This window comes from Flavobacteriales bacterium (genome assembly GCA_026129465.1).
GTDB lineage: Bacteria > Bacteroidota > Bacteroidia > Flavobacteriales_F > PHOS-HE28 > PHOS-HE28.
In genome coordinates this window covers 1,389,678-1,416,668 of the sequence record JAHCIA010000001.1, presented here as the reverse complement: position 1 = coordinate 1,416,668, position 26,991 = coordinate 1,389,678, and the positions used below count along the sequence as shown (strand labels likewise).

At 63.3% G+C, this 26,991-nt stretch carries 21 protein-coding genes and 2 tRNA genes; 12 read left to right on the top strand and 11 right to left on the bottom strand.

What is annotated here, in order from left to right; translation table 11 throughout:
• Positions 1–64 precede the first annotated feature (64 nt).
• The 7 genes from KIT10_06045 (at position 65) to KIT10_06015 (ending at position 7,425) form a co-directional block, all read left to right on the top strand.
• Complete coding sequence (locus tag KIT10_06045; protein MCW5898813.1) at positions 65–715, top strand: response regulator transcription factor; 651 nt, start codon at positions 65–67, stop codon at positions 713–715.
• An 84-nt stretch (positions 716–799) separates the two neighbouring features.
• Entirely contained in the window at positions 800–1,336 is a 537-nt protein-coding gene (locus tag KIT10_06040; GenBank protein ID MCW5898812.1) for a hypothetical protein, read from the top strand.
• A gap of 4 nt (positions 1,337–1,340) precedes the next feature.
• A complete protein-coding gene (locus KIT10_06035; GenBank protein MCW5898811.1) occupies positions 1,341–2,669 on the top strand; it encodes a hypothetical protein in 1,329 nt (442 codons plus the stop codon).
• Entirely contained in the window at positions 2,666–4,708 is a 2,043-nt protein-coding gene (locus KIT10_06030; protein MCW5898810.1) for a sensor histidine kinase, read from the top strand. Before KIT10_06035 ends, KIT10_06030 begins: the two co-directional genes overlap by 4 nt.
• Before the next feature lie 132 nt (positions 4,709–4,840).
• Positions 4,841–5,326 carry a hypothetical protein gene (locus tag KIT10_06025; protein ID MCW5898809.1) on the top strand — a complete coding sequence of 162 codons (486 nt, stop codon included), beginning with the start codon at positions 4,841–4,843 and terminating at the stop codon, positions 5,324–5,326.
• Positions 5,327–5,377: 51 nt separating this feature from the next.
• Positions 5,378–5,451 (top strand) — tRNA-Pro (locus KIT10_06020).
• 84 nt (positions 5,452–5,535) lie between these two features.
• Positions 5,536–7,425, top strand: a complete 1,890-nt coding sequence (locus KIT10_06015; GenBank protein MCW5898808.1) for a M1 family metallopeptidase — start codon at positions 5,536–5,538, stop codon at positions 7,423–7,425.
• Positions 7,426–7,594: 169 nt separating this feature from the next.
• Here KIT10_06015 and KIT10_06010 read toward each other — a convergent pair whose 3' ends face one another.
• From KIT10_06010 to KIT10_06000, 3 genes are read right to left on the bottom strand one after another with little or no spacing between them, the layout of a single operon-like run.
• Positions 7,595–8,230 carry a hypothetical protein gene (locus KIT10_06010; GenBank protein MCW5898807.1) on the bottom strand — a complete coding sequence of 212 codons (636 nt, stop codon included), beginning with the start codon at positions 8,228–8,230 and terminating at the stop codon, positions 7,595–7,597.
• Positions 8,231–8,235: 5 nt separating this feature from the next.
• A complete protein-coding gene (locus KIT10_06005; GenBank protein MCW5898806.1) occupies positions 8,236–10,332 on the bottom strand; it encodes a tungsten formylmethanofuran dehydrogenase in 2,097 nt (698 codons plus the stop codon).
• A gap of 53 nt (positions 10,333–10,385) precedes the next feature.
• Positions 10,386–10,997: a hypothetical protein gene (locus KIT10_06000; protein MCW5898805.1), complete on the bottom strand. Its 612-nt coding sequence runs from the start codon at positions 10,995–10,997 to the stop codon at positions 10,386–10,388.
• A gap of 280 nt (positions 10,998–11,277) precedes the next feature.
• Here KIT10_06000 and KIT10_05995 point away from each other — a divergent pair, with 280 nt between their 5' ends.
• Positions 11,278–12,084 carry a TIGR00266 family protein gene (locus KIT10_05995; protein MCW5898804.1) on the top strand — a complete coding sequence of 269 codons (807 nt, stop codon included), beginning with the start codon at positions 11,278–11,280 and terminating at the stop codon, positions 12,082–12,084.
• Positions 12,085–12,185: 101 nt separating this feature from the next.
• Here KIT10_05995 and KIT10_05990 read toward each other — a convergent pair whose 3' ends face one another.
• The 7 genes from KIT10_05990 to KIT10_05960 all read right to left on the bottom strand — a co-directional run bounded on the left by KIT10_05990 (position 12,186) and on the right by KIT10_05960 (position 18,927).
• A complete protein-coding gene (locus tag KIT10_05990) occupies positions 12,186–13,169 on the bottom strand; it encodes a c-type cytochrome (protein MCW5898803.1) in 984 nt (327 codons plus the stop codon).
• A gap of 30 nt (positions 13,170–13,199) precedes the next feature.
• On the bottom strand, positions 13,200–15,623 hold the full coding sequence (locus tag KIT10_05985) for a hypothetical protein (protein ID MCW5898802.1): 2,424 nt from the start codon (positions 15,621–15,623) through the stop codon (positions 13,200–13,202).
• Positions 15,620–16,273 carry a TetR family transcriptional regulator gene (locus tag KIT10_05980; GenBank protein ID MCW5898801.1) on the bottom strand — a complete coding sequence of 218 codons (654 nt, stop codon included), beginning with the start codon at positions 16,271–16,273 and terminating at the stop codon, positions 15,620–15,622. The genes KIT10_05985 and KIT10_05980 overlap by 4 nt, the downstream gene beginning before the upstream one ends.
• A 139-nt stretch (positions 16,274–16,412) precedes the next feature.
• Positions 16,413–16,769 carry a phage holin family protein gene (locus KIT10_05975; GenBank protein MCW5898800.1) on the bottom strand — a complete coding sequence of 119 codons (357 nt, stop codon included), beginning with the start codon at positions 16,767–16,769 and terminating at the stop codon, positions 16,413–16,415.
• A gap of 55 nt (positions 16,770–16,824) precedes the next feature.
• The gene (locus tag KIT10_05970) at positions 16,825–18,312 is read right to left on the bottom strand and encodes a PDZ domain-containing protein (GenBank protein ID MCW5898799.1); all 1,488 of its coding nucleotides are present in this window, start codon (positions 18,310–18,312) and stop codon (positions 16,825–16,827) included.
• Positions 18,313–18,403: 91 nt separating this feature from the next.
• A complete protein-coding gene (locus tag KIT10_05965) occupies positions 18,404–18,742 on the bottom strand; it encodes an RNA-binding S4 domain-containing protein (GenBank protein ID MCW5898798.1) in 339 nt (112 codons plus the stop codon).
• A gap of 108 nt (positions 18,743–18,850) precedes the next feature.
• A tRNA-Arg gene (locus KIT10_05960) sits at positions 18,851–18,927 on the bottom strand.
• A 78-nt stretch (positions 18,928–19,005) separates the two neighbouring features.
• Here KIT10_05960 and typA point away from each other — a divergent pair.
• The 3 genes from typA (at position 19,006) to KIT10_05945 (ending at position 24,171) form a co-directional block, all read left to right on the top strand.
• Positions 19,006–20,823 carry a translational GTPase TypA gene (gene typA / locus KIT10_05955; protein MCW5898797.1) on the top strand — a complete coding sequence of 606 codons (1,818 nt, stop codon included), beginning with the start codon at positions 19,006–19,008 and terminating at the stop codon, positions 20,821–20,823.
• A 55-nt stretch (positions 20,824–20,878) separates the two neighbouring features.
• Positions 20,879–21,514, top strand: coding sequence for a response regulator transcription factor (locus KIT10_05950; protein MCW5898796.1), 636 nt, complete (start codon positions 20,879–20,881; stop codon positions 21,512–21,514).
• A gap of 86 nt (positions 21,515–21,600) precedes the next feature.
• Positions 21,601–24,171, top strand: a complete 2,571-nt coding sequence (locus KIT10_05945) for a tail fiber domain-containing protein (protein MCW5898795.1) — start codon at positions 21,601–21,603, stop codon at positions 24,169–24,171.
• Between the two features lie 4 nt (positions 24,172–24,175).
• Here KIT10_05945 and KIT10_05940 read toward each other — a convergent pair whose 3' ends face one another.
• Positions 24,176–25,198 carry a ThuA domain-containing protein gene (locus KIT10_05940; GenBank protein MCW5898794.1) on the bottom strand — a complete coding sequence of 341 codons (1,023 nt, stop codon included), beginning with the start codon at positions 25,196–25,198 and terminating at the stop codon, positions 24,176–24,178.
• Between the two features lie 120 nt (positions 25,199–25,318).
• Here KIT10_05940 and KIT10_05935 point away from each other — a divergent pair, with 120 nt between their 5' ends.
• Positions 25,319–26,914: a hypothetical protein gene (locus KIT10_05935; GenBank protein MCW5898793.1), complete on the top strand. Its 1,596-nt coding sequence runs from the start codon at positions 25,319–25,321 to the stop codon at positions 26,912–26,914.
• Positions 26,915–26,991: the final 77 nt, after the last annotated feature.

Genomic DNA, 26,991 nt, shown 5'->3' with positions numbered 1-26,991 from the left:
AAGGCCGCAGAATACCCGGGATCGGGTATTTTCAGTGCGGCAAGCCGCCAACACCTTTGCCATCATGCTCCAGGAACCCGTCTCACTGCTGCTCGTGGACGACCAGTCCATCATGCTCGATGGGCTGGAAGCCGTACTGGTAGACCAGGAGGATTTCAAGGTTGTGGGCCGCGCCAGCAATGGGCACCAGGCGGTGGAGGAGGCCAAGCGGTTGAAGCCCGCGATCGTTCTGATGGACATCAGCATGCCCGAGATGGACGGCATCGAGGCCACACGCGCGGTGTTGAAGAGTTGCAAGGGCAGCCGCGTGCTGGTGCTGAGCATGTACAACAACAAGGAGTTCATCCATGAATTGCTCGATGCCGGCGCAAGCGGCTACGTGCTGAAGAACACCAGCAAGGATGAACTGGTGGAGGCGCTGCGCCGCGTGGCCGCCGGGCTGCGCTACCTGGGGCGCGAGGTGCAGGAAGCCTGGGAGGAGGCCGACCGTTTCAAAGACCGCGACGGGGAGCAGGCCTACCAGCACATCACCAAGCGCGAGAAGGAGATCATCCGCCTGATCTGTTCGGAACACACCACGCAAGAGATCGCCGAACACCTCTTCATCAGTCCGCAAACGGTGGAGACCCATCGCAAGAACATCCTCCACAAACTCGATATCCGCAACACCGCCGGCCTGGTGAAGTACGCCATGGAGCGCGGCTGGAATGTGTGACAAGAAGCCTGCTTCCAATGGCGCCAGCCAATGGACCAGGAGAAGACGGAGTTCCCAAGATCAACCCCCAAACCCCCCAACACCATGGCCGCTTGGAAGATCACCACCATCGAACCGCCCATCTCGGGTGCCAAGTACATCGGCGTCGTTGAATGCCCGGCCAACTTCAAGCCGCGCAATACCTCCAACATGAAGGGCGTGCTGCGAAGTGGCACGAACAACGTATGCGACCTGTACTACCAGGCCGGCACACGAGGACCTGAGGTGGACTTATGGGAACTGTGCTTTACTTTCACCGGCAATGCGCCAAGGACCGTTACGATCAATGCATTCATCAGTGCCACCAACATCCCCACGCATGACATTCCGGTCATCCTCGATGGCGCAGGTGGTGGTCCTGGCGCCACCGTTGCTGTGCCCCGGGTCGGGGCCAAGTACATCGGCAGTGTGAAAGTGAAGACCCGGAAGCGCCTTACGGCAGCGGATCTCAAGAAGCTGGTCACCGGGCTGATCGGACGGAAGAAGGCCGCAGCGGCCGGATCCAGGAAGGCGGTGAAGAAGGCCGCCAAGACTGGGGGCGCGAAGGCGCGCCCGGCACGTAAGACGGCCAAGAAGAAATAAGCGGATGCCTCGCCGCCTGTCATCAGGTGTGGCCGTGGGCTTCATGCTCATCGCCCAGGGATGTGCTTCCCAAGCAGCAGGTCCCTGCCCGGATGGGCCCGGCCTGCGTGCCCGGGTGGAGCGCGTGTGCCAGGAGGTGCTGCCCTTCGATGCGCGCGTGTATTTCCGCACGGCCCAGGGAAGTACCTGCTATTGCACCTGCGAGGCTTTGGTGGACAAGAACGTGAAGGAGGTCCGGCTGGCGCGGGAGCAAAGGGCCCATCGCTACGCGAGGAATATCCAAGCCTTTTTTCAGCGTGTCGGGGATACCGCCGTACATGCGGGGCCGCGTTCGCCAATAAGCACGGACGATGGCCGTTGCCCGGACCGCGATCTGGTGGACCTGGGGGGCATTGTGCGTTGCGGCACCTTTGGATGCCCTTCGGACGAACGTCTGGATGGTGTGTTGGAGAAGATCGCGAGGTCCGGCTATACCCGTCCGGCCTCCATCCTGTCCGCCTTCGTGGAGTTCTTCCCGAACGCGACGGAGTGCGAGATCGCTTTCCCCTGGATACAAGGTTCCTATTGCGCTGCGGGCGCTCCAACGGGCACATGCCCCCACATCAAAGTGCCGTCGTCATTCCTGCGGCATCCTGCGGTGGGAGAGGAGTTGATCATGTTCATGTTGCTGCATGAGATCGGACATGCCGTGGCCGGAGCGGAGACCGGGTTCGAGGATTGCGAGGCCAACGCGGATGCCTGGGCGATCGAGGCTGGCTTCAACGCGGTGTACGGTGAAGGCATGGGTGAAGCGGTGACCAAGCTATTGGAGCAACTGGACAAGTACTACCGGGCAGTGTATCCTTCGGCGAGCGTGGAACTCGCTACGGTGAGCGGTGGGGACCACTGCATCGGTTCTTATCCGAAACTGGCCTGCAGGCTGGGTTTGATCGGGGCCGTGGCCGATGTGGGGACCGACATGGACCTCACGGTCCTGGCCACATTCACCCGGACCTACCTAACCGCCAACGACTGCTGGCGGCCGGATGGGGTGGTGGTTCCAGACCCAGCGCGTGATGTCCATTGTGGCGACTGTCCGCGCAAGGTGCCGATGCCGGTGCCGATGCCGGTGGCCGGATCCGTTCCTGGCCTGTGGTTCAGGACCGATCACAGGTTCGATCAGCGCGTGGCGGCGATGTGCGTATTGGCGCCATGCCTTTGCATGCCTTTGTCCTCTTCCTGTTTTCCGCCGGCCCTGCTGAAGGACCTCAGGCGTGTGGAGGGTGAATGGTCCAGGATGCTCACCCGCTTGGAGAAGCACCTGCGGGCCAAACCAAGCTCTAAGGATCAATGACACCGTTGCCGCGGATCGGGCCGGTACTGGTCATGCTGCTCATCGGCCTGCCTTTGGTGGCGCAGCCACCTTGGGAGCCATGGTACGATCGCTACCGTGCGGCCTGGCGCGATGGCGATCCCGCGCCACTCGCCGCCCTTTCCCGCGAGCTCGAACCGCTCAAGGAGACCTGGGCCATGGCGATCCGCTGCCTGTCGGAGTCCGGCCATGCCTTCCGCAACGACCGCTACGCCCTGGCCATTGGCAAATTGGAGGAATGCGACAGCGCGGGGGTATTCACTGAAAGGGTGCTCCAGGGTGCAAGGCTCCGCACCCGCGCTGTCATATTCAAGCAGGTGGGCGACCAGGAGCAGGCCGAACGCGAGATCCGGGCGGCGATCGATGAACTCAAGCTGGCCGGTCGATCGGACGACCTGGCCGACTCCTACACCGTATTGTCCGAAGTGTTGCGCAAAAGGACGGACTACAGCGGTGCGCTGGAGGCACTTACCACAGCGGAACGGCTGGCCGACAGCCTGGGCTATGAGGCCGGCCTGTGCAACGTTCTGATCAACCGGGGCAACCTTTGTTTCGAGCAGCAGCGCTACGCCGAGGCATGGGACCATTACCAGGATGTACTTGCCCGTTCCACGGCACTGGGATTCGGCGCAGTGGCGGGTAGTGCCGCCAACAATCTGGGTGCGACCGCCTACATGCTGGGTCGGCAGGAGGAGGCCATCCAACTGTATGACAACATGCTGCGCACCCTTGGACCCGACCGCCCCGGGTTGCGCGGCCAGTTGCTCAATAACATGGGTCTGGCCCAAGCCAGGGGCATGGAGCACAAGGCCGCCCTGGCCAGCTTCAATGAGGCCTTTCGGATCGCCGAGGCCAATGAGGACAGGGCCGGGCGCATGACCGCCATGCAGATGAGGTCCACCAGCCTTTGGGCCTTGCGCCGACAGGAAGAGGCGCTGCGCGATCTGCAGGAGTCGCTCGTACTGGCCAAGGAGCTCGGGCGCCTCGACCGGCAGGTGCAGATCCTGCGGAAGCTCGCCGGATGGCTGGGCGAGATGGGTGACCACCAGGGAAAGGCGATGGCAATTGAGGAATACGCCGCGAAGAACGACACGCTCAACCAGCGACGATTCGCCGATCGCATGGCCGTGCTGGAGGTACGCCATGAGACCGAGAAGAAGGAACGACTCCTGAACGAGCAGCGCATGCTGGTGGTCAAGGAGCGCGTGATGCGCGAGAACCGGTCCTTGCAGCGGAACCTGCTTGTCGGCACACTGCTGTTCGTGCTTGTGGCGGGACTGATGGGCTATCGAAACCTGCGCCACCGGCAGCGCCTGGCCTTGCAGGAAAAGGAACTCACGGAGAAGCGTATCGAGGAGGTGCTGCGTACCCAGGAGTTGCGTTTGTTGGGGGCCGTGGCAGCCGGGCAGGAGCAGGAAAGGGAACGAATAGCCCGTGAGTTGCACGACCACCTGGGCAGCATGCTCAGCGCCATGAAGATCCAGTTCAGCGCCCTGGAGGAGGTCGTGGCGGGTCTTCGTATCGAACAGCGCCAGAGCTATGGCCGGATGATGGGCCTGTTGGACGACGCCGTGGGCACCGTGCGCCGCATCAGCCACGACATGGTGCGGGGCAAGCTCGCCGAGTTCGGCTTGGTGGATGCGCTGGGCGACCTGCGCGACAGCATCGCCGTGAAGGGCCGCCTCGAAGTGGAACTCATCATGTTCGGCCTGGAGCGCCGCATGGACCGCCGTGTGGAGGTGGCCGCCTACGGCGTGGTGCAGGAATTGGTCAGCAATGCGCTGCGGCACGGCAAGCCCACGGAATTGAGCATCTCACTCACGCGAGCCCCAGCCAAACTCACCATCATCGTGGCCGACAATGGCGCGGGCTTCGACCCGGCCAAGGTCCGATCCGAAGACGATGGCATGGGCCTGGCCAACGTGCGGTCGCGCGCGGCGGCACTCGGCGGTGAGGTGAGCATCGACTCCACGCCTGGCAGGGGCACCACCGTGGTGGTGGAGTTCCAGCTCGCGCGCTGACCTACCCGGTATCCGGTAGAAAGCCGCGGGATCGCCGCTGGAAACCTCGCCAAATACCAGAAGCCGGGTATTTCCATGGCCTGGCGGCGCGGGGACTTTTGGGTCCATCACGAACCTGAAACCCCACAAGCCATGAGAACCCTCTTCAAACACCTTCCCGCCACCTTCCTGGCAGCCCTGATCTACATCATCATCATGCTCTTCGCTCTCGCCGCATCGGCACAGCCCATCATCGTGCATGGTGAGCTGCTGTTGCCCGTGGAGGTGATCTCCAGGCCGTCCATCGAGCTCATCGCGCCGGATGGCACCGTGACCCCGATGAAGGTCCGCACGGGCGACAGATTCCGGGTTTCCCTGGACCAGAAGGGAACACACCTGCTCTGCTTCCACAAGCCGGGTTGCCGGACCAAGGTGGTACTCGTGGACACCCGCCATTCCCCCGCGCGTGCAGTGCGTTTCGACGTGATGCTGGAACCCGCCGAAGGGCTTGCCCCGGGCACCGACGCGCAATACGCCGGTGGCATCCGGTTCCACGCCTCCAATGGCCGCATGTTGCTCGATCGCTTGCACGAGAATGCCGCACCGCTCACCGAGGTGATCGAAGCCAAGATGCGTTGAGCATGCGCACGAACCTTTGGTCCGCCATGATCGGCTACATTTGCGCCCCCTCGGGGTGTAGCGCAGCCCGGTAGCGCACTTGCATGGGGTGCAAGTGGTCGCTGGTTCGAATCCAGTCACCCCGACTGGTCAAGGGAGGCCGCCGAAAGGCGGCCTCCCGCATTTCCCCCACGCTGGAACCGCAAGGATACCTTCGCGCCGCCTCCCACATGGACAGATCCACCTCCATTCCCCTGCTGGCTTTCGCTTCACTGCTGGTCGCCTGTACCGCGGACGACCAACGAACCGAGCGCGGGCCGGACATCACCTACGTCATGGACCCCCACAGCCACGCCCGCCCGTCCGAGGCGGTGATCACCCACTTGGAACTGGACATCCGTGCTGATCTGGAGGCCCACCGGATCGAGGGCAGCGCCACGTATGACATCCGGTCAAATGGGGCGGACCGCATCATCTTCGATACGGATGGTCTCGAGATCGCGGCGGTGGAGCGCCCCGACGGTACGCCGCTCCGCCATGCGCTTGGCGACAGCACCTTCATGGGGCGCCCCCTCACGGTCCAACTGCCCACGGGTACCGACAGGATCACCATTCGATACCGCACCGGACCCGATGCGCGCGCACTGCAGTGGTTGTCCAAGGAGCAGACCCTCGGCAAGCGCCACCCTTTCCTGTTCACGCAGGGCCAGGCGATCCTCACCCGCTCCTGGATCCCCGTGCAGGACAGCCCGGGTATCCGGTTCACGTATACCGCAACCGTTCAGGCACCGGCCGGCACCATCGCGCTGATGAGCGCCACGAATCCCCAGGAGAAGCGCGCCGATGGTCGCTACACCTTCAGGATGGACCAGCCCATACCGGCCTACCTCATGGCCCTGGCCATTGGTGACCTTGCTTTCGCACCGCTGGGCGATCGCTCTGGCGTCTATGCCGAGCCCGAACTGCTGGAGAAGGCGGCTTGGGAGTTCGCCGACACGGAGCCGATGCTCGTCGCGGCGGAGGAACTCTACGGCCCGTATCGCTGGGAGCGGTACGATGTGCTGGTGTTGCCGCCCAGCTTCCCCTTCGGCGGTATGGAGAATCCGCGGCTCACCTTCGCCACACCCACGATCATCGCGGGTGACCGGAGCCTCACGGCGCTCATCGCCCATGAGATGGCCCATAGCTGGAGCGGCAACCTGGTGACCAACGCCACCTGGAACGACTTCTGGTTGAACGAGGGCTTCACCGTCTACTTCGAGAACCGCATCTGTGAAGCCATCTATGGCCCGGACTATGCGCGCATGCACCATTTGCTGGGCCACCAGGACCTGCACCGCACCGTGGAAAAACTCAACGCGGAGGGCCTGGCCGCCGATACCCGGTTGCGGCTGGATCTCTCGGGCCGCGACCCGGACGACGGTGTCACGGACATCGCGTATGAGAAGGGCTACGCTTTTCTCCGGCTGTTGGAAGAGAAGGCCGGCCGCGAGAAGTTCGATGCCTTCCTCCGCGGCTACTTCGAGGAACACGCCTTCCAAAGCATGACCACAGACCGCTTTCTGGAACTGCTGAGGAGCGAGTTGATCATCCCCCTGGGGATCGATATCGACATCGCCGAATGGGTGGACGGTGAGGGCGTGCCCGCGGACGAGGTGGTGCCTGTATCGGACCGATTCGAAAAGGTGGATGCCGAGCGTGATGCCTGGTTGAAGGGGCGTTCCGCCGGCGAACTGGCGACCAGTGCCTGGACGACCCAGGAATGGTTGCACTTCCTGCGTGGTCTTCCACGTGATCTGGGCGCGCCACGCATGGCCGAACTGGACAAGGCCTTCGAGCTTACTGGAACCGGGAACTCGGAGATCCTGGCCGCTTGGCTGGAGTTGGGGATCGCCAACGACTACGCTCCCAGCGCAGCGCGATTGGCCGAATTCCTCACCTCCGTGGGCCGGCGCAAATTCCTGGTGCCGCTGTACACCCGCTTGGTCGCCACCGAGAAGGGCAGGATCAAAGCACGCGAGATCTACCGCGTGGCGCGGCCAGGCTATCACAGCGTATCCGTGCGCACACTGGATGAACTCCTCGCCTGGAAGGAGGGTGGGACGCCTGTGGATTTTTGAAGTGGACGCGATCGCGCATACCGACCGCAGGGGACGCGAATGCCCGGCGCGATGAGGACCCCCTGAACGGCCGGGTCGCACCTTGATGGTCCACAGGCCGAGCTTTCGCTGCCCAGCGATGTGCATGGGCTGTCCGGCCCATCGCATCAACACCTGCGTTGGGCGATGGTCACAGTTGCAGCAGGCGTCCCAGCAGGACGGGTTCCAGCACATGGCCGCCATCGAAGCGGTGTGTGCGGAAGGAAAGCCCCGCCGCGATGAGCCGATTGCACTGTGTTTGAAATGCCTCTTCACCGGCATATGGGTCCTGGGTGCCCAGTACCACATCGATGCGCAGATCACGCCATCGACCGGCCAGCAGTGCGGCGCCGGGTTCGGGTGGAAGGCTGCCCGACCACAGGACCATGCGCGAGATCACGCTTCGCCCCATCAGGCTCCAACGGCAGGCAGTGGCCACACCCTGTGAGAAGCCCAGCACGTTCAGCGGAAGCTCACCGACGGTGCGTCGCAATTCATCCACCAGGTCATCCAAGTAGGCCACTTGGTCCTGGATCTCATGCTCGCGGTCCTCGCGCGTCATCCAGGTGGCGCCCACGCGCTGGTGCTGTTCGTCCAGGTAGAAGCGGTTGAGTCCTTCCGGTGCCACGATCAGCGCGTCCTTGGCGAGGCCCTCGAACTTGTTGAGGAAGTACCGTGCGAGATGGCCATAGCCGTGCAGCACGATCCACAGGCTTTTCGCATGGGAAGGATCACCCAGCACATGGTAGCGTGCCGTGCGTCGGACGCGGATGAAGCGTTCCTCCATCGCGATCAGTAGTCGAGCAGGGCCTTCAGCGCCACCTCCACCGTCTCCGCGCTGGGGATCATGGTGGCCTCCAGGGTGCTGTTGAGCGGAATGGCCGGCATGTCCACACTTCCCAGGGTGCGCACAGGTGCATCGAGCCGCTCGAAGCACTGGTCGCCGATGCGTGCCGCCAGCGCCTGTGCGAAGCTGTTGGTGAGTTGTTCCTCGGTCACCACCAGGCAGCGGCCGTGGCTCCGCACATGGGTCATCACGCATTCCTCGTCCAAGGGCACAAGCGTGCGCAGGTCGATGATGGTGACGCGGCCGGGGAAGGTCTTCGCCGCGCCTTTGGCCCAATACACGCCCATGCCGTAGGTGACGATCACCGCCGCTCCACCTTTGCCGATGCTGGCCTGATCGGCTTCCTGCACGATGCGCGCCTTGCCGAAGGGGATGATGTAGTCCGCGCTGGGCTCGATGGTCCTCGCCTCCTCGGTGCCTTTGATCTTGCTCCAATAGAGGCCCTTGTGCTCCAGCATCACCACGGGATTGGGATCGTGGTAGGCGGCTTTCATCAGGCCCTTCAGGTCGGCGCCGGTGCTGGGGTAGGCGATCTTGATGCCCTTGATGTTGCACAGCACGCTCTCCACGCTGCTGCTGTGGTATGGGCCACCGCTGCCGTATGCCCCGATGGGCACACGCAGGATGCTGCTTACCGGCCACTTGCCCACGGTGAGGTAACAACTGCGGGCCACTTCGGTGAAGAGCTGGTTGAGGCCAGGCCAGATGTAATCGGCGAACTGCACCTCCACGATGGGCTTCAGGCCAGCGGCGCTCATGCCCACGGTGCTGCCCACGATGAAGGCTTCCTGGATGGGGGTGTTGAACACGCGGTGGTCGCCGAAATCCCGAGCTAGCGTGGCGGCCTCGCGGAATACGCCACCGAGGCGGCCACCCACGTCCTGCCCGTAGAGCAGGCAGCGCGGATCCTCCTGCATCAGCTCGCGGATGGCGAAGAGCGCGCTGTCCACCATCACGGTGGGCTGACGGTCCGCGGGTGCACGCTCACCCTTTTCCTCGGTGATCGGTGTGGGTGCGAAGTCGTGCGTGAAGAGGTCCGCAGATGTGGGATCATCGGCGGCACGGGCGCGCTCGAAGTCGGCATGCGCGCGCGCATGGGCTTCGGCCTCGATGCGGTCCAGCTCGGCGGGCTTGATGCGCAGGTCCAGCAACTGCTGGCGGAAGCGTGGCCAGGGGTCGCGTTCGCGGTGCTTCGCAAGATCCTCCTCGCTGCGGTAGAACTCCATACGCACACCACTGGTGTGGTGGTTCAGCAAGGGAACCTTGGCGTGTACCAGGAAGGGGCGGCGTTCCCGGCGCACGGTATCCATCACCTCGCGAAGCGTCTCATGGCAGGTGATGAAGTCGGTGCCATCGATGCTGCGCACCTCCAGTCCCTTGAAGCCCTTGGCATATTCGGGCGCGTCGGCCACGCGGATCTCGTCGGCACTGGCGCTGATGTCCCACTCGTTGTCCTGCACCAGGTAGATGATGGGCAGCTTCTTCAGCACGGCCATCTGGAGGGCCTCGGCCACTTCGCCCTCGGTGATCGCCGCATCGCCGATGGAGCACACCACCAGTGGGGCTTCACCTTCCACCTCGTGTGCGATGCCCGCCTGCTCCTTGTACCAGAAGCCCAGTGCCGTGCCGGTGGCGGGAATGGCCTGCATGCCGGTGGCGCTGCTCTGGTGGGGGATCTTCGGCATGTGGTCCCGGCGCAGGCTGGGGTGGCCGTAGTAGGTGCGGCCGCCGCTGAAGGGATCGTCGCGCTTGGCCATCAGCTGCAGCATCAGCTCGTAGGGCTCCATGCCGATGCCCAGCAGGATGCTGTCGTCGCGGTAGTAGGGGTAGACGAAGTCCTGCGGCAGCAGTTGAAGGCCGAGCGCCAGCTGGATGGCCTCATGGCCGCGGCTGGTGGCGTGTACGTACTTGGCCGTGAACTTGGCGTGCTCCTCGTACACCGTGGTCATCGCCTTGGCGGTACACATCAGTTCCCAAGCCCTGAGCAGGGTGTCCACGCTCACGGTGTTGGCGGTCTCTTTTTTCGCGGTGGCAAGGGGCATGCGGGGCAGGTTCTCTTGGCTGGCCGCAAGTTACACGTCGCCTCCTGCATCGCTCAGGGCGTGACTTGCCCCTCGATACGGCGTATCAGATCGTCCACGGCTTCCAGTTCGCTGCGCATCATCTGGATGAGATACTGCTTGAAGTACCTGGAACTCTGGATCAGATTGCGCCATTGGACATCGCGGAACATGGACCGCAGGACGTCCATGTCCGGGTCCAGGATGTCGACACGCGCATCCACATAAGGGAACATGCGGTCGACCACGAAGCGCTTGTCGATATCGCAGATCTCGTCGATCATGAAATAGTCCTGCTCGTAAAGCTTCAGCACATCGTGCAGCAGTTCACGATCGCGCAATAGGCCGGTTGAGCCTGTGGAACGCATGGCCTGATAGGTGACCCGCTGAAGAGGGATCCGCGAATAGGAGAGGCACGAGGCCAGCATGCGACCAACGGAGTCCGGGGGCAATGCCACCTCCGCATGTTCGATCAGGCGCTGGGAATAGCGCATCACCTGGTCGATCTCCGTGATCTCATTGGCCAAGGTCACGGAGTCCTGGCGCAGGTCCGTCAGCAGATCGCGCAAGAGGGCTTGTTCAGTACCGCGGTCCTTCACCTCCTGCCGCCATTCGTTGAGCAGGAAACTCACCATGATGCCGGTCACGATCACGAGGAACTCGATACCGTGGCGCGCCCAGTGGATCCGGCGGGGTGGTCCAGACCTCCCTTTGAACGAGGGTGCTGGTGCGTTACCGCGTTGGTCATCAGGGCGCTGCCGTGTGGCGCCGGGCTTGCGGCGACGGTGTGATGGCCGTGGTGGTCCGCCGGATGATGGGTTCCGCTCTTCCATATGCACGACCTTTCATCCCCGTTCCGCACCGTACCGTACATGAGGACCGGATGCGGGGCCGGGTTCTTCTTATTTCGTGACCAAAGTAGCCACCATGGACCGCCACTCCCACGAACTCGACCACCGCATCGTCGGTGACGACATGCAATGCGTGGAGATCACCCTCGACCCCGGCGAGACCGTCATCGCCGAGCCGGGCGCGCTGATGATGATGGACGACGGCATCCGCATGCAGGCCATCTTCGGCGATGGCAGCGGCAAGGAACAGAGCTTGCTGGACAAGGTCTTCAGCGCCGGCAAGCGGGTGCTCACAGGCGAGAACCTGTTCATGACCGCCTACACCAACGAGACCACCGGCATCCGCACGGCCTGGTTCGCGGCGGCCTATCCGGGCAAGATCCTGCCGCTGGACCTGCGCCGCTTCAACGGCCAGCTCATCTGCCAGAAGGAGGCCTTCCTCGCCGCGGCCAAGGGTGTGAGCATCGGCATCGCCTTCAACCGCAAGATCGGCACGGGTCTGTTCGGGGGTGAGGGCTTCATCATGCAGAAGCTCGAAGGCGATGGCATGGTGTACGTACACGCCGGTGGCACGCTGGTGGAGCGGGATCTGGCGCCCGGCGAACTGCTGAAAGTGGACACAGGCTGCCTGGCCGCGATGACCTCCACCGTGCAGTACGACATCCAGTTCGTGGGTGGCATCCGCAATACCTTGTTCGGTGGCGAGGGCGTCTTCTTCGCCACCCTGCGCGGCCCCGGCCACGTGTGGATCCAGAGCCTGCCCTTCAGCCGACTGGCGGATACCATCATCGCCGCGGCACCGCGATCGGGTGGCAATGAGCGCGACGAGGGCAGCATCCTGGGGCCGTTGGGCCGCATGGTGCAGGGGCGGAGGATCCGGTAAGGACGTTTGGTCTTTTCACCCACGTGTTCATGTGCTGGGCATACCGAAGGTGGAGCCCACCGTTGGCATGCTGGTGCGGGATCGCTGTGGTGTCAACCCGCTCACCCCGGCATCTCCTCACCCGGGCGGTAGATCGTCTTCTCAACCGGTCGGTTCACCGGCTCGAGGCCGTGGAGGTAGCGATACAGCGCCTTCAGGTCGATGGTGTCCATGCGCGAGAATGCACCCCACGGCATGGGCGTACCCGGGACCAACCGGCCGGCCTTGAATCGACGGATGAAGGTCTCCTCATCCCAATGCGCCATCACGCCGGTCTCAGCATCCGGGGTGATGTTCGGTGACATGTGGCCGTGCCCATCGCTGAATTCGTCCGGCACGAAGAACATGCCGCCGGCGAAGTCCTTGCCGATGTACTCGCCGGTGGTGAGGTCGCGCTCGGTGTGGCATCCGCCGCAATTGGCCACGCTTTGCGCGAGGTAGCGGCCGTACTCGGCGGTGCTGTCGCGTTGCACGCGCGCAAGCGGTGTGTTCTTTGGTCCCAGTGGTTCGTAGCCCATGGCGGTGAAGATGGCCTTGCCCAGGAAACTGTATTCCGAGCGTGGCACCTCGTGCTTCACCGGTGGCTGAGAACGCAGGAAGGAGATCACCGCCGTCAGGTCCTCGTCGCTCAATTCCTGGAAGGGCATGAACTCCATGAGGATGGCTCCATCGTGTGCGACCGAATAGCGCAGGGCGCGGGCCAGTTGCGCATCGGACCAGGTGCCGATGCCGGTCTCCTCGTCGGGTGTGAGGTTCGGCGCATGGAAGGTGCCGAGGGGGAAGGTGATCTCCCAGCCACCGCTCAAGGGAAGGACCTCCAGCCCGTTCTCTACATCCATGATCTTGTCCATCGGCATGTGGCAGGTGGCGCAGTGCGCAGGACCATAGGCGAGGTAGCGCCCGCGTTCGATCATTGCGGGGTCGGTGCTGGCATGGATGTCCGGGTAGGGAGCTTCATGCGCCTTGCCCCAGGCGATGTTCACATACACGACGAAGCCGATGATGATGACGGCGAGGACGGCGAGGATCTTCAACAGGGTTTTCATGACAGGGTGGCTTGGTGGTGGTGCGATCGATCAAGCGTTGAGGGTGACGTGACCGGTGCTGCCGTCCACGGTCACGGTGGCGCCGTCCGAGATGCGCACCGTGGCGGTGTCGGTGTTCACCACGGCGGGGATGCCGAACTCACGGGCGATGATGGCGGGATGGCTGAGCATGCCGCCCTCGTCGGTGACCAGTGCGCCCACGCGGCCGAAGACCATGCTCCACTCGCCGCTGGTGATGCGGCACACCAGCACATCGCCGGGCTGCACGCGGTGGAAGTCCTGTGGTCCGGCGACCACACGAGCGGTGCCGGTGTAGGAGCCTGCGCTCGCCGGTTGACCGATCAAGGTGCCTTCCACCCGATCCGTGGCGGAAGGTGCGGTCATATCGGCCTTTGTCATCCAATCGAAAAGGCGGAAAAGCTTGCGCAGCGGCGGAGGGAACGGGTCGGTGGGCGGCATGGGTGCCTCGGGTGGGCCGTAGTAGCGTGGCCCCCGGTTGAACTTCGCCCATTGTTCCTCGCCGCGACGGCGTTCGATGCGCGCGTTCATGTCAGGCAACTCGCCCCGGAATGCCGGCTCCAGTTCCTCGGGTGTGAGGTAAAAAATGTGCTCAGGCTTGCTGAGCCCCTTCATGCGGCTCGCCATCTCCAACAGCTGCAACCGCAGCATTCCGAAGACGGTGGCGATGGTGTAGTAGCCGTTCTCGTCGCGGTAGCTGTAAGCGCGTTTCGCCCAAGTGGCCAGTTCCTCGAACTCGGCGAGCAGGGGTGTGCCGTTAAGTTTGGCACGTGCGGCCGCGTGCAACTGCTCGCGTTCGGTATCCGCGGCTTCGGACCGATCGGTCCTCCCTTCCGCGATACCGGTGAGGATGTCACGCAGTTGGCGCTCCACCAACTCCGGCGTTTCGCCCAAGGTGGGGTTGTGCAGGTCGTAGTGCTGGATCCGCAGACGATTGGCGTGTTTCCACGCATCGAGTGCCGACCTGAACGGTGGCTTGGTCGCGATGGCCGCTTCGAGGTCATGTGTCATCACAGCCACCGCCGATTTCGCTTCGGCAGCGGTGAAGTGCGCGCGGCAGAGCGATGTGAGTTCATCATGGACCGCCGTGGTGGCCTTGCTCCAGCCGCCCATGGCCCGCAGGGTGGTGGCGGTGTCCCAGCCAAGATGGTCCTGGCAGAACAGACCGAATTCGCTGATCGCGATCCAATTGCCCATCGTCTCCGCATGCACGCGCAGGCCGATCTTGAGATGCGCGACCAAGGCATGGTATCCGGCGAGCAGCGCAGCATCATCCTGCGCGCTCAGCCTGTCCGGATCGAAGCGCGCGTTGTGTTCCCGGAAGTACGGTTTCCACTTCTCCTCCCACGCGCGCATCTCCGCGTGGTGAGGTTTGTCACGGAAGATGCCCTCGGCCTGCTTGTTCATGCGGCGCATCATCGGCAGCAGGCGCGCCACCAACCACATCACCCAGTTGGGCGGTGTGCCCTTCTGATCCCCGCCCTCCATGGCGAACTGTGTGTACAGGTGCCCACCGATTATGCGCGACTGGATCGTTTTCACCGGCATGGCGTAGGTGCGCATCGCCCCGGTCTGTGCCGCATCGTAATCCGCGCAGAAGAGCCCGAAGCCCATGGGCGAGAGCGTGGTGTGGTGGTCGTTGCGCGTCCAGGTGCCGGGTGGGATGTCCAGCGGGATGGGGATGGGCGCGGGTGGCAGCGCAGTTATGGGGCGCGACTGCAGGATGTGCAGGCCTTCGGCATCGATGGCCCATTCCACGTCCTGCGGCGCACCGAAGTGTGCCTCCAGTTGTTTCACCGCGGCGCCGATCTCCCTGGCCTGCGCATCGCTCAGGATGGCCTTGCCGCTGGCCTTGCGCTCCACCTTGCCCTCCTTCACCACCAAGGCTTCCGGCGTGGCCTCCCCGCTCACCAGCTTGTCGCCGAGCCCTGCCACCGCATTGATGACCACCTCCCCGCGCGCACCTGTAACGGGGTTGACGGAGAAGGCCACGCCCGCGCAAAGGGCGTTCACCTGCTGTTGCACGATGATGGCGATGGGCTGTGCACCGGCGTGGCCGTATGACTTCACCTGCGCGGACGAAGCCGAATCCCGGCAGGCGCGCAGCGCATCGGCCAGCGCTTCTCTCCCGCGCACGTTCAGCACCGTCTCGAATTGCCCGGCGAAGCTGTGCTCCGCGCCGTCCTCGGCGATGCCTGAGCTGCGCACGGCGAGCGGTCCATCGCCCCAGGCCTGGGTGGCTTCGAGGATCGCGTCCACCAGTTCATCGGTGATGCCGTCACGCACCGTGGCGCAGGGCAGCACGATGCCCGGCGGAACGCGCATGCCGGAGGCGATGGTACTGGCCAGGTGCCTGGCCTTCGCGCCCACCTCGCCCAGTTGGTGGTGCAGGCAGTCTTCGAGGGTGAGGGTGCGGGACATGGTCAGGGGGCTCATGGCTTCAGGAGTTTCAGGAGGGTGTTGAAGGCGTTGGTCATGGTGTCGCCGGGCCGGTCGGCATCGATGCGCAGACCCACCAGCCCGGATCCCTGGAAGACCGACCCGATGAGGATGGCCTGGGCCTCCACGGTCATGTCCGTGCGGAAGTCACCGGCCTTGCGGGCCTTCTGCGTATGCTGGCGGAAGAACTCGCCGAGGCTGTAATTGATGGCGAGCCCCAGGGTGCTGCCGTCCGGGTGCAGGGCCAGCTTCTCCGCATCGCTCAGCGCCGGGCGCTCCTCGCCGCTCACCTGCATGCTGTTCACACTGAAGTAGTAGCCGAAGAGGTTGACGTGCTCATTGAAGTGGAGGGCCATGTCCTGGAAGAGGAAGCGCAGCGCGGCCACCCCTTCCAACCCCTTCAGCAGGCAATCGGCCTTCACGCAATGGATCCATACGGTGCTGTGGTACCAGAGCAGGGCGTCCTTGGTGGGGAAGTACTTGAAGAAGGTCACTTTGCTGATCATGGCCTTCTCACACAGCTCCTCCACACCGATCTCATGGAAGCCGCGGTGCTGCAACTCCTCGGTGAGCAGGTCCACGAGCTGGATCTTCAGCTGTGCGGCCTTGCGTTCACGGAGTCCAAGCTGCTCGATAGTTGGCGACATAACGTTCAATAGTTAAAAAGTATACAAAGGTAAAGTAAAATATTCCGAAAACCAATTGGATCCAGGGTATCGGATAGGCCGAACTGAAGGAAGGGGGGAAGAGGGGCTCGGAATGGCCTGGACCAGACGGGAGGGTCCTTCAGCGCTGCTGCTCGTGCTTCGGCTTGTCGAGCCCTTGCAGGAAGCCCTGCACCACGCTGAGGATGATGCTGAAGCCCAGCGCCCACCAGAAGCTGCGCACCTCGAAGCCTGGCACGATCCGCGCGGCGAGCAACACCATGGCGGCGTTTATCACCAGCACGAAGAGGCCCAGCGTAAGCACCGTCACAGGCAATGTGAGGAGGACCAGGATCGGCCTCAGCAAGGCATTGAGCAGGCCCAGCACCACGGCCACGAGCAGGCCTGTCATGAAGTCATCCGCATTCACCCCGGGCAGCAGCAGGTCCGTGACGAGCACCGCGATGGTGGAGATGATCAGGCGGATCAGCAGGTCCATGGGCGAAAAATAAGAAAGGGCCCCAAGGCCCTTTCTTTCTGGTCGCCGATGCTGCTCAATGCTTCACCACCTTGGCGGTGGCCGCCCTGCCCTGTTGTTGGACCACGATGAAGTAGCTGCCTGATGCTTTGTCGCTGAGATCGATGGCCCGCTCGTATCGCCCTTGGAAACCGGTGATGGATTCCTCGTAGACGCGTTCGCCGGTGGCATCGTGCAGGAGCACACGCAGGTCACCACGATCGGCCGCCGTGAACCGCAGCCATACCCGGTCGGTGGCGGGATTGGGGAAGACGCGCAGGTCATCCAGCTTCAGTTCCTGGTCCAAGCCGGCCACACCCTTCGCGCGCAGCAGGGCCATCTCTTCTTCGGTGAGGGTGCGCGACTCGATGGTCACCCGCATCTCTTTGCGGATCTCGCCGCCCATTTCGCGGCCCAACTGGCGCATTTCCTCGCGCAACCGCTCCATCTCCCGGCGCAGCGCCTCGCCCTCCTCGGGCGCGAAGCCCTCGAAGTGGAATTCCCGCATGCCCGGCATGTCATCGTCCATGGTGCGGAAGCGCATCGCCATGGGCCGTGCACCCAAAGCGCCCTTCAGGGTGGTTTCCTTGTCCTCGCGGGATACCACGATCGTGGCCTCGTCGCCGGGCTTCATTCCACGTATGACTTCGCGCAGGGCATCGAAATCGGCGACGGTGATCCCATTGATGGACTTCACCACATCTCCTGCGCGCATGCCCATTTGCGCTGCGGCCGAACCTTCCTCCACGCTGCCGACAGGCACGCCTTCCGGGGAGGCTTCTTCGGCGGGTGTCACGCCCAGGAAGGCGCGTTGCTCTCCGGTGCGTTCGACCCTCTGGCCATCCTTCCAACGCTTGTCATGGTCCATATCGAACTGGAAGGCGTATGCACCACGCTGCTTTTCGGTCAGCACCGCTTCCCCCGTCATCTTCTTCGCTCCCCTGTACCAGGCGATCTTCACCTTGGTGCCCGGCGCATGCGCACGGATGGCCTCAGTGAGCTGTTGGGGATCCTCCACGGTCCTTCCGTTCACGGATACGATCACATCATCGGCCATCAGCCCGAGTTGTGCGGCGGGACTTTCCTTCATGACCTCCAACACAAGGGCTCCGGTCTTCGCGGCCACCTTTAGCCTTGCACGCGCTTCCTCGGCCATGGGGGTGGTGCTCACGCCGAGGTAGCCCACGGGCTTGGACTTCTCATCGGCACGTTGCGCCCAGAGGCTCATGTCCATGGCGCGCTGGGTGGCATCGCCCGCCAAAAGGCGGATGTCGATCATGATCTTCTCATCGTCCAGGTCCAGTTTGAATTCGCCCATCACGCCCATATCGCGCAGCGCGTCCTCGATGGCCTTGTCATCGGCCTGGTCCAATTCCACGCGTTTGGTGGTGGTCTCGCCATTCTCGGTCACGATCATCTCGATGGTGACCTTGCGTTCCGGCGTGGGGGTCTGGGCTTTTGCGGGCTTCGGTCCGGCGAAAACGACCGCGAGCAGCAGCAGTGGGAGGAGTATTCGAAGCTTCATGGCGATGGTGTTGGATGCCCGAAACTACTCCTGTCCACAAGGGGTGTGGGTGTTAAGGAAGATGAAGATGTGTTAAGTGGTGACGGACGGTTCACCCTTCGCCGAACCGTTCCAGATCTCGCCTGTCCCGCTTCGTTGGCCGGCCGCTTCCGGGCGGGCGGTGCCGGGCACGTACCAACCTGGCCAGCTCCAGTTTCTCCAGGTCGTCAAAGGCGGTACGCTCGGTGACAAGGCCGGGCACCAGCTTGGCCCCTGTGCGCGAGGTGGGCAGGGCGATGATCTCCCATTCGCGCCAGATGGGTGGCACGCGGAGCGCGAAAGCATCACCCACCTTCACTTCGGCGGATGGCTTCACCACGCGCCCGTTGAGCATCACCTGCTCGCGCCGCAGCGCTTCAGTGGCCAGGCTCCGCGTCTTGAAGAGGCGCACGCACCAAAGGAACTTGTCGAGCCGCATGCTGCGGGTGCGGTCGTGATGTTGAGGGGTCGGATGTTGGAGGTCGACAACAACCTCCACCGCCTCTACCTCCGACCTTCCTGGTGACCCCGGCAGGATTCGAACCTGCAACCAACAGAACCGGAATCTGTCATTCTATCCAATTGAACTACGGGGCCGGACGCGGCAAAGATAGCCGGGAGGCGCTCACCCGGAGGGGAAGCCTTACCTTCGCGCGCCATTTTCCGGCGCCCTCCATGACCGACCTGCGCAACATCGCCATCATCGCCCACGTGGACCACGGCAAGACCACGCTGGTGGACCGCATCCTGCACCAGTGCCAGCTCTTTCGCGTGAACGAGGAGGTGCAGGACCTGCTGCTGGACAACAACGACCTGGAGCGCGAGCGGGGCATCACCATCCTCAGCAAGAACGTGAGCGTCAGGTACAAGGGCGTCAAGATCAACATCATCGACACCCCGGGCCACAGCGACTTCGGCGGTGAAGTGGAGCGCGTGCTGAACATGGCCGATGGCGTGATCCTGCTGGTGGACGCCTTTGAAGGCCCCATGCCGCAGACGCGTTTCGTGCTGGGCAAGGCCATTGAACTGGGCCTGAAGCCCGTGGTGGTCATCAACAAGGTGGACAAGCCCAACTGCACGCCGGACGAGGTGCATGAAGCCGTGTTCGACCTGATGTTCGCACTGGACGCCACCGAGGAGCAACTCAACTTCCCCACGGTCTATGGCAGCAGCAAGCAGGGCTGGATGGGACCCGATTGGAAGACGCCCACCGAGGACGTGAGCCACCTGCTGGACGTGATCGTGGAGCATGTGCCGGCGCCGAAACAAGTGGAGGGCACGCTTCAGATGCGCATCACCAGTCTCGATTACAGCAGCTTCCAGGGCCGCATCGCAGTGGGCCGCATAACCCGCGGCAGCATCCGGCCCGGGCAGGCCATCACGCTCATGAAGAACGATGGCACCCAGAAGAAGGGGCAGGTGAAGGAATTGATGGTCTTCGAGGGTCTGGGCAAGGAGAAGGTGAAGCAGGAGGTGGGTTGCGGCGAGATCGTGGCCGTGATGGGCCTGGAGAACTTCGATATCGGCGACACCGTGGCCGATGCGGAGAACCCCGAAGGCCTGCCCAAGTTCAAGGTGGACGAGCCGACCATGAGCATGCTCTTCACCATCAACAATTCGCCCTTCTTCGGCAAGGAGGGCCAGTTCGTGACCAGCCGCCATGTGCGCGACCGGCTTTTCAAGGAGATCGAGAAGAACCTGGCCATGCGCCTGCAGGAGACCGACAGCCCCGATCGCCTGCTGGTCTTCGGCCGCGGCATCCTGCACCTGAGCATCCTGGTGGAGACCATGCGCCGCGAGGGCTACGAGTTCCAATTGGGCCAGCCCCAAGTGCTTTACAAGGAGATCGACGGTCAGCGCCACGAACCCATCGAGAACCTCACTGTGCAGGTGCCCGAGCAGTTCAGCAGCCGCGTGATCGACCACGTGACGCGCCGCAAGGGCGAGATCCTCAACATCGAGCAGAAGAGCGACCGCACGGTGCTGGAGTTCAGCATCCCGGCGCGCGGCATCATCGGCCTGCGCAACACGCTGCTCACCGCCACCGAGGGCGAGGCCATCATCGCGCACCGCTTCAAGGGCTACGAGCCCTTCAAGGGACAGATCCAGGCGCCACGCCCCGGCTGCATCGTCAGTGGCGAACAGGGCGCCGTGGTGCCTTACGCCATCGACAAGTTGCAGGACCGTGGCAAGTTCTTCGTGGATCCCGGCGAGGATATCTACGTGGGCCAGGTGATCGGCGAGAGTCCCAAGCCCGGCGAGGAACTGGTGGTGAACGTGGTGCGCACCAAGAAGCTCACCAACATGCGCGCCAGCGGCACGGACGAGAAGCTGAACATCGCGCCCGCCGTGAAGTTCTCCCTGGAGGAGTGCATGGAGTACATCGCCGACGACGAGTACCTGGAGGTGACACCCAAAAGCCTGCGCATCCGCAAGATCCTATTGGACGAGAACGAGCGGAAGCGCGCGGCGAAGAAGCTGCAGGAGGCGTAGGTCCAAGCCATTCTGCCTTCATCCATATTTCGCGTACAGGACTATCTTGGTCCGTATGGCGGACATGATCAGGGTGGTGATCGTGGAGGACGACGCGGAGGTCAGCGCGATCTTCTCCGGCTGGATCGAGCGCTCGGGCGACATGCGCCTGGTGCGCAGTTTCTCCAGCGGGACACGGTTCCTCGAGGACATGGCGGGCCTGCAGGTGGATGTGGTGCTGATGGACATCCACATGCCGGGCGAGAACGGCATCGCCTGCGTGGAGCGGGCCAAGCCCCTGATGCCGGGCACCCAGTTCCTCATGCTCACCATGTTCGACGATCCGCCCTACGTCTTCCAGGCGTTGTGCGCGGGAGCCACCGGTTATCTGTTGAAGGACGCCTCGACCCAAGAACTGTTGGACGCTGTGCGCGATATCCACCGGGGCGGTTCGCCCATGTCACCCGCCGTTGCCAGACTGGTGGTCGCCTCGTTCCAGAAGGAGGCCCATCAGCGCATCACGGACCACATGCTCACCGACCGGGAGCGCGTGGTCCTGCACCACCTCGCCGCCGGCCACATGTACAAGGAGATCGGGGAGTTGGAGGGTATAAGCATCGAGACCGTGCGCAGCCATGTGCGCAAGATCTATGGCAAGCTGCAGGTGCACACGCGGCTTGAAGCCATCCGGAAGGCCTTTCCCGAAGGCTGAGCCTTCCCGTGGTGTAACATGCCCATGTGATTGATGGGCACATGCGCGCCGGTTTGCTTTGAGGATGGCGATGGAAGCCTCCTGACATGAAAGCCCGTCAACTCCTGCAGCCTGCCAGCTTCGTCTTCGCGCTAAGTGTGGTGGGTGAGCTGCAAGCACAGAATGTGGGGATCAGTGTGGATGGTGCGGCACCGCACGCCAGTGCCCTGCTCGATGTGGATGTCACCGCCCTGCCACCCAATGCCAAGCGCGGCCTGCTGGTGCCGCGCATGTCCACTGCGGAGCGCAACGCCATCGCGGCACCCGCCACCGGATTGCTGGTGTACGACACCAGCCTGAACGCCTTCTGGTATTTCACCGGCACCATCTGGACGCCGCTTGTAGCCGGTAGCGCGGGCTGGAGCCTCACCGGTGACGGTGCCACCGTGCCCGGCACCAACTTCATCGGCACCACCGATGCCCAGCCGATGGAAGTGCGGGTGAATGGCCAGCGTGCCGGCTGGACCAGCCCCACGGCGAACAACACCTCCTTCGGCCATGGCGCTTTGGGCGTGAGCAGCGACAATTGGAACACGGCTTTCGGTAAGGACGCGTTGCGGGATAACACCACTGGCGACCGGAACACAGCTTTGGGCTATTGGGCCCTACGGGACAATATTTCCGGGCAGTGGAACACGGCCGTAGGGGAGTCGGCCCTTCGCCAGAACACCACCGGGCGAGAGAACGTGGCATTGGGCCGGGCAGCGCTCTTGGCCAACACCACGGGTGAATTCAATGTGGCATTGGGCGAGGGTGCCATGTACCTCTCGACGGTATCGAGCAACAACGTGGCGATCGGCAAGAACACCATGCCAAACCCGGGTGGGCATGAGAATGTGGCGGTGGGCGGCTACGCGCTGCTCGGTGGTGCCGGCCGGAACGTGGCCATAGGGCACAACGCGATGCGCAACAGCATGGGCCAGCGGAATACCGCCATGGGCCACACCGCCATGCGCGACCACCAGGGTTCATACAATGCCGCCGTGGGATATGAGGCGCTGGACCAAGGGTCCGGGGACCACAATGTCGCCATGGGCTACCAGGCACTGCGCCTCGCTGGTCCGGCCATCAATAATGTGGCGCTGGGAGCCTTCGCGTTGACATCGAACGTGGATGGTTCCTACAACACGGCGGTTGGCGCTTCGGCATTGCGGTCCAACAATGGAGGCCAGTACAATACGGCCATTGGGCATCTGGTCATGCACAATAACACCTGGGGAAGCTGGAACACCGCCATGGGCTACGGGGCCTTGTATGCATCCATCGGGTGCCAGTTCAGCGTGGCGCTCGGATCCAACGCGTTGCAGTCGAGCACCTCGGGGAGCGGCAATGTGGCCGTGGGCAGCCAGGCCATGACCGCCAATGTGACCGGTTCCCAGAACGTGGGCGTGGGGCAGGGCGCCCAGATGTTCCAGACGGGTTCGAACAATGTGGCCGTGGGTTATGCGAGCATGCATGGCGCGATGGCGCTCTCCACCGGCGAGGCGAATACCGCTGTGGGCACCCAAACAGCCTTCAACATCACTTCGGGAGGATCCAATTCGGCGTTGGGCAAAGGGGCCCTGCAGAGCTTGACGACCGGGTCGTTCAACACCGCCATCGGCGTTGACGCGTTGCTGACCACCACTGGTGGCCAGGAACTGGTGGCGGTGGGCTACCGTGCGATGCGCGACAATACGACCGGCGGTGGGAATACGGCCATCGGTGTGGATGCTTTGATGATCAATACCTCGGGTTCTCGCAATACCGCGGTCGGTTACAAGAGTGTGTTCCAGAACATCAGTGGCTTGGGCAACACCGGCGTGGGATACCAAGCGCTATTCCTGAACATCAATGGGTCGAACAATACTGCCGTAGGAGAAAGCGCATTGGGCTTTGCCACATCAGACCATTGCACCGCCACCGGCTATTTCGCCGCCTTCAACAATTTGACAGGTGCGATGAACACCGCGCATGGTTCCTATGCACTCTACACGAACAGTTACAACGCCAATGCGGCGTTCGGTTATGGTGCGGGATATTCGCCCTTCGCGGGTGTGCGCAACACCTATCTGGGTCCCGACGCCGACGAGGTGGTGGTGGGCGACTGGACCAACAGCACTGCCTTGGGCAATTTGAGCCGGATCACCTCGAGCAATCAGGTGCGCATCGGCAACGCGGTGGTCAACAGCATCGGCGGGCAGGTGGCCTGGACGGCATTGAGTGATGCGCGCTTCAAGCGCGATGCGCGTGAGGATGTGCCCGGTCTTGATCTGATCCTCGCGCTGCGGCCGGTCACCTACACGCTGGATGCCCACGCCGTGGCGGCCTTCCTGAAGGAGGATCTGGTGGTGGACGGCGAACGAGGACGGATACCGGCCGAGCCGGACGCCGCTACGGTGCAGACCCGCAACGAGGCCGCGTCCATCCGTCGCACGGGCTTCATGGCGCAGGAGGTGGAGCAGGCCGCGAACCGCATCGGGTATTCCTTCAGCGCGGTGGATGTGCCGGCGAACGAGGAAAGCCCCTATGGACTGCGCTACGCGGAGTTCGTGGTGCCCCTGGTGAAAGCCGTGCAGGAGTTGGAAGCGCGGGTGCGGCAACTCGAAGCGGAGTTGGAGGCGCTGCGCGACCGGTAACGGCTTAGCGCGCGATCGTCAACGGGATCGACCGGCCATCCACGCGCACGAGGTAGTTCCCGGCGGCCAGGCCGGTCAACGGTATGGTGGTGTGTTGGCCAGCCACGGCACCCATGACGACCGGTCGCCCCATCGTGTCCAGGAACATGATGGCCTTGCCTGCGATCGACGGCGCAGCAACGATATTCAACACTTCCGCCGCGGGGTTCGGATAGACCCATACGCCCGGATCACCATTGATCGTGGTCACGTGGGTGGTTCCCGCCAACAGCCACGCCAGGGCATCCTTGATGTGCGTACGGAACAGCATGTCGCTCGTGTAGTTGCTCAGGTCGTGCCCCAGTGCGGTGTAGAAGATGCGTGATCCATGGGGTTCCGTGCGGTACCAGCTCATCGGCCTGGGCGCATCGTAGCTGTTCACCAGGCCGTTCGGTCCAACGGTCTCCTCCACGCGAAGCACTTCCACATTGTCCGGCCCGTAGTAGCCGCCTTCCCAGTAGTAGTACTCCTCGTTCTTCACCCAGGGGTCGGGCAGGTTGGCCGTGCTGGCATGCGTGCCGATGTGCTGCATGGTATACTGTGGCGTGCCGTTCACGTGGTTCGGGTTTTCCTGCACACTGGCACCGATCAGTTCCGGGTAAAAGTCCCACGTGCCGGTGTTGTTGCCGTTGGCCGTGCTATGCCGGTAGGTGTCGCTCGCCGCATGTATGCCCATGACGTGCCCACCATTGGCGACCCATCCCTCGAAGTTGGCGCGTTGTTCCTCGGAAAGGATCGCGTTCCCGCTGGTGTTGCTGAAGACGATCACCGCATACTGTGCCAGCGTGACAGGGTCGCTGAAGGGATCACCGGTATCATCATCGTCCACTTTAAGCTGCAACTCATCAGCAATGGATTGGAACATGGCGTAGGACACGCCGCGTGTCTGGTGGTCCCAGCCGGAGGTGCGGGTGAAGTGGAGCAGGTGCGTTTGGGCCGTTGCCTGGAGTGAAGCGAGCCCGAGCGTGTACCAGAGCAGGATGCGCATGGTATCGAAGGTAGGCCCTGGGGCCGGGTGGCATCGCGCCTGGGCCGGGGCACCCTCCACTTTCATGGGATGGGTGGGCGCTACCTGGAGGGCTTGCTTCGCTCCAAATACCGAACCACCATGGCCAAGCTTTCCACCCTGCTTCACGCGTTGCTGCTCACGACGTACATCGCCGCCCAACCTGGCACACTCGATCCCACTTTCGATCCCCTCGCGGGCCCCAACAACTGGGTGTACTGCATGGTGGAGCAGCCCGATGGCAAAGTGATCATCGGAGGGGACTTCACCAGCTACAACGGTGTGCCGCGCAACCGCATCGCGCGCATCAACCAGGACGGCAGCCTGGACACCAGTTTCGATCCTGGGACCGGCGCGGACGGCACGGTGAACGCCTTGGCGCTCCAGCCCGATGGCAGGGTGGTGGTGGGCGGCTGGTTCAACACGTTCAACGGTGCCGCGCGCAACCGCATCGTGCGGCTCAACGTGAATGGCACGGTGGACGCTTCCTTTTCGGTGGGGAACGGTTTCAACTCCTATGTGGAGGTGGTGCGCGTTCTCGCCGATGGCCGGATCCTGGTAGGTGGCGCTTTCTGGGTCTACGACGGGGATGCCACGGGACGTCTGGCGATGCTGCAGGCCAATGGGTCACTGGACCAGGGATTCACCGCGAACATGGGGTCCGGTGCGAACTATGCCGTGAAACATCTGGCCGTGATGGCCGATGGCAGGATCGCGGTGGGCGGGGAGTTCACCACGTGGAATGGTGTCGCTTCGGGAGGCATGGTGATGCTCAACGCCAACGGTTCGACATCCGGCGGATTCTCCGTGGGCACGGGTGCCAATGCTTCCGTATGGACGGTGTTGCCACTGCCCGACGGTGGCCTGCTCGTGGGTGGCGATTTCACATCGTGGAATGGGGTGCCGCGTACCCGGCTGGTGCGTCTGCAATCGAACGGGGCGCTGGATGCCGCCTGGGGATCGGCCACGGGTACGAGCAGCACCGTGCGCCACTTGTTCCGGCAGGCTGATGGGCGCATCGTGGCGGCCGGCTCCTTCACATCGCTGTTCGGCGCGCCCCGGGTGCGGGTGGCGCGGCTGCTGTCCGATGGCACGGTGGAGCCCGGCTTCGATCCGGGTACAGGCCCCAACCTCGATGTGGAGACCGCGGCCATGGTGGCCGACGACCGCATCCTGATCGGCGGCAACTTCTCCAACTACGGTGGCACACCACGTGTCCGCCTGGCCCGCATCAAGGCCTGCCTGCCCGCTGCGGTATCGCTCCTTGATGCCACGCTCACCGCGTCCTCGCCCACGGGACCTTACCAGTGGATCGACTGCGGCACCAGCCAGAACATCCCCGGCGCCAACGGGCAGAGTTTCACGCCCACGGCCAACGGAAGCTATGCGGTCAACACCACCAGCAACGGTTGCAGCATCACCAGTGCCTGCGTGAATGTGACGACCGTGGGGGTGGGGTCCGTCGTCATGCCTGGCCTTCGCGTCTGGCCTGTGCCGGCCAGCGACCAATTGCGCGTGGAGTGCCCGGGCCATGGATGGATCGAACTGTTGTCCATGGACGGAACACTTCTGCTCACCACTTCCGTGCGCGGTGGTGTCAATGTGCTGCAGGTTGACCATCTGGCCAGTGGGGCCTATCTGCTCCGTTTCAGGGACAACGGTATCGCAACGGTCCGCGTGGTCATGATAGACCGTTGACCGGCCATTGGCATTGCCCTGGCGTTGTAATGCACATGTGGCGATGCATGTCGCCCAAGGAATAGCTTCGTGTCCGA

Bases quoted from the DNA above. Each gene is read 5' to 3' on its own strand.
- KIT10_06045 (MCW5898813.1), top strand. From the start codon at position 65: ATGCTCCAGGAACCCGTCTCACTGCTGCTCGTGGACGACCAGTCCATC.
- KIT10_06040 (MCW5898812.1), top strand. From the start codon at position 800: ATGGCCGCTTGGAAGATCACCACCATCGAACCGCCCATCTCGGGTGCC.
- KIT10_06035 (MCW5898811.1), top strand. From the start codon at position 1,341: ATGCCTCGCCGCCTGTCATCAGGTGTGGCCGTGGGCTTCATGCTCATC.
- KIT10_06030 (MCW5898810.1), top strand. From the start codon at position 2,666: ATGACACCGTTGCCGCGGATCGGGCCGGTACTGGTCATGCTGCTCATC.
- KIT10_06025 (MCW5898809.1), top strand. From the start codon at position 4,841: ATGAGAACCCTCTTCAAACACCTTCCCGCCACCTTCCTGGCAGCCCTG.
- KIT10_06015 (MCW5898808.1), top strand. From the start codon at position 5,536: ATGGACAGATCCACCTCCATTCCCCTGCTGGCTTTCGCTTCACTGCTG.
- KIT10_06010 (MCW5898807.1), bottom strand. From the start codon at position 8,230: ATGGAGGAACGCTTCATCCGCGTCCGACGCACGGCACGCTACCATGTG.
- KIT10_06005 (MCW5898806.1), bottom strand. From the start codon at position 10,332: ATGCCCCTTGCCACCGCGAAAAAAGAGACCGCCAACACCGTGAGCGTG.
- KIT10_05995 (MCW5898804.1), top strand. From the start codon at position 11,278: ATGGACCGCCACTCCCACGAACTCGACCACCGCATCGTCGGTGACGAC.
- KIT10_05990 (MCW5898803.1), bottom strand. From the start codon at position 13,169: ATGAAAACCCTGTTGAAGATCCTCGCCGTCCTCGCCGTCATCATCATC.
- KIT10_05985 (MCW5898802.1), bottom strand. From the start codon at position 15,623: ATGAGCCCCCTGACCATGTCCCGCACCCTCACCCTCGAAGACTGCCTG.
- KIT10_05980 (MCW5898801.1), bottom strand. From the start codon at position 16,273: ATGTCGCCAACTATCGAGCAGCTTGGACTCCGTGAACGCAAGGCCGCA.
- KIT10_05975 (MCW5898800.1), bottom strand. From the start codon at position 16,769: ATGGACCTGCTGATCCGCCTGATCATCTCCACCATCGCGGTGCTCGTC.
- KIT10_05970 (MCW5898799.1), bottom strand. From the start codon at position 18,312: ATGAAGCTTCGAATACTCCTCCCACTGCTGCTGCTCGCGGTCGTTTTC.
- typA (MCW5898797.1), top strand. From the start codon at position 19,006: ATGACCGACCTGCGCAACATCGCCATCATCGCCCACGTGGACCACGGC.
- KIT10_05950 (MCW5898796.1), top strand. From the start codon at position 20,879: ATGGCGGACATGATCAGGGTGGTGATCGTGGAGGACGACGCGGAGGTC.
- KIT10_05945 (MCW5898795.1), top strand. From the start codon at position 21,601: ATGAAAGCCCGTCAACTCCTGCAGCCTGCCAGCTTCGTCTTCGCGCTA.
- KIT10_05940 (MCW5898794.1), bottom strand. From the start codon at position 25,198: ATGCGCATCCTGCTCTGGTACACGCTCGGGCTCGCTTCACTCCAGGCA.
- KIT10_05935 (MCW5898793.1), top strand. From the start codon at position 25,319: ATGGCCAAGCTTTCCACCCTGCTTCACGCGTTGCTGCTCACGACGTAC.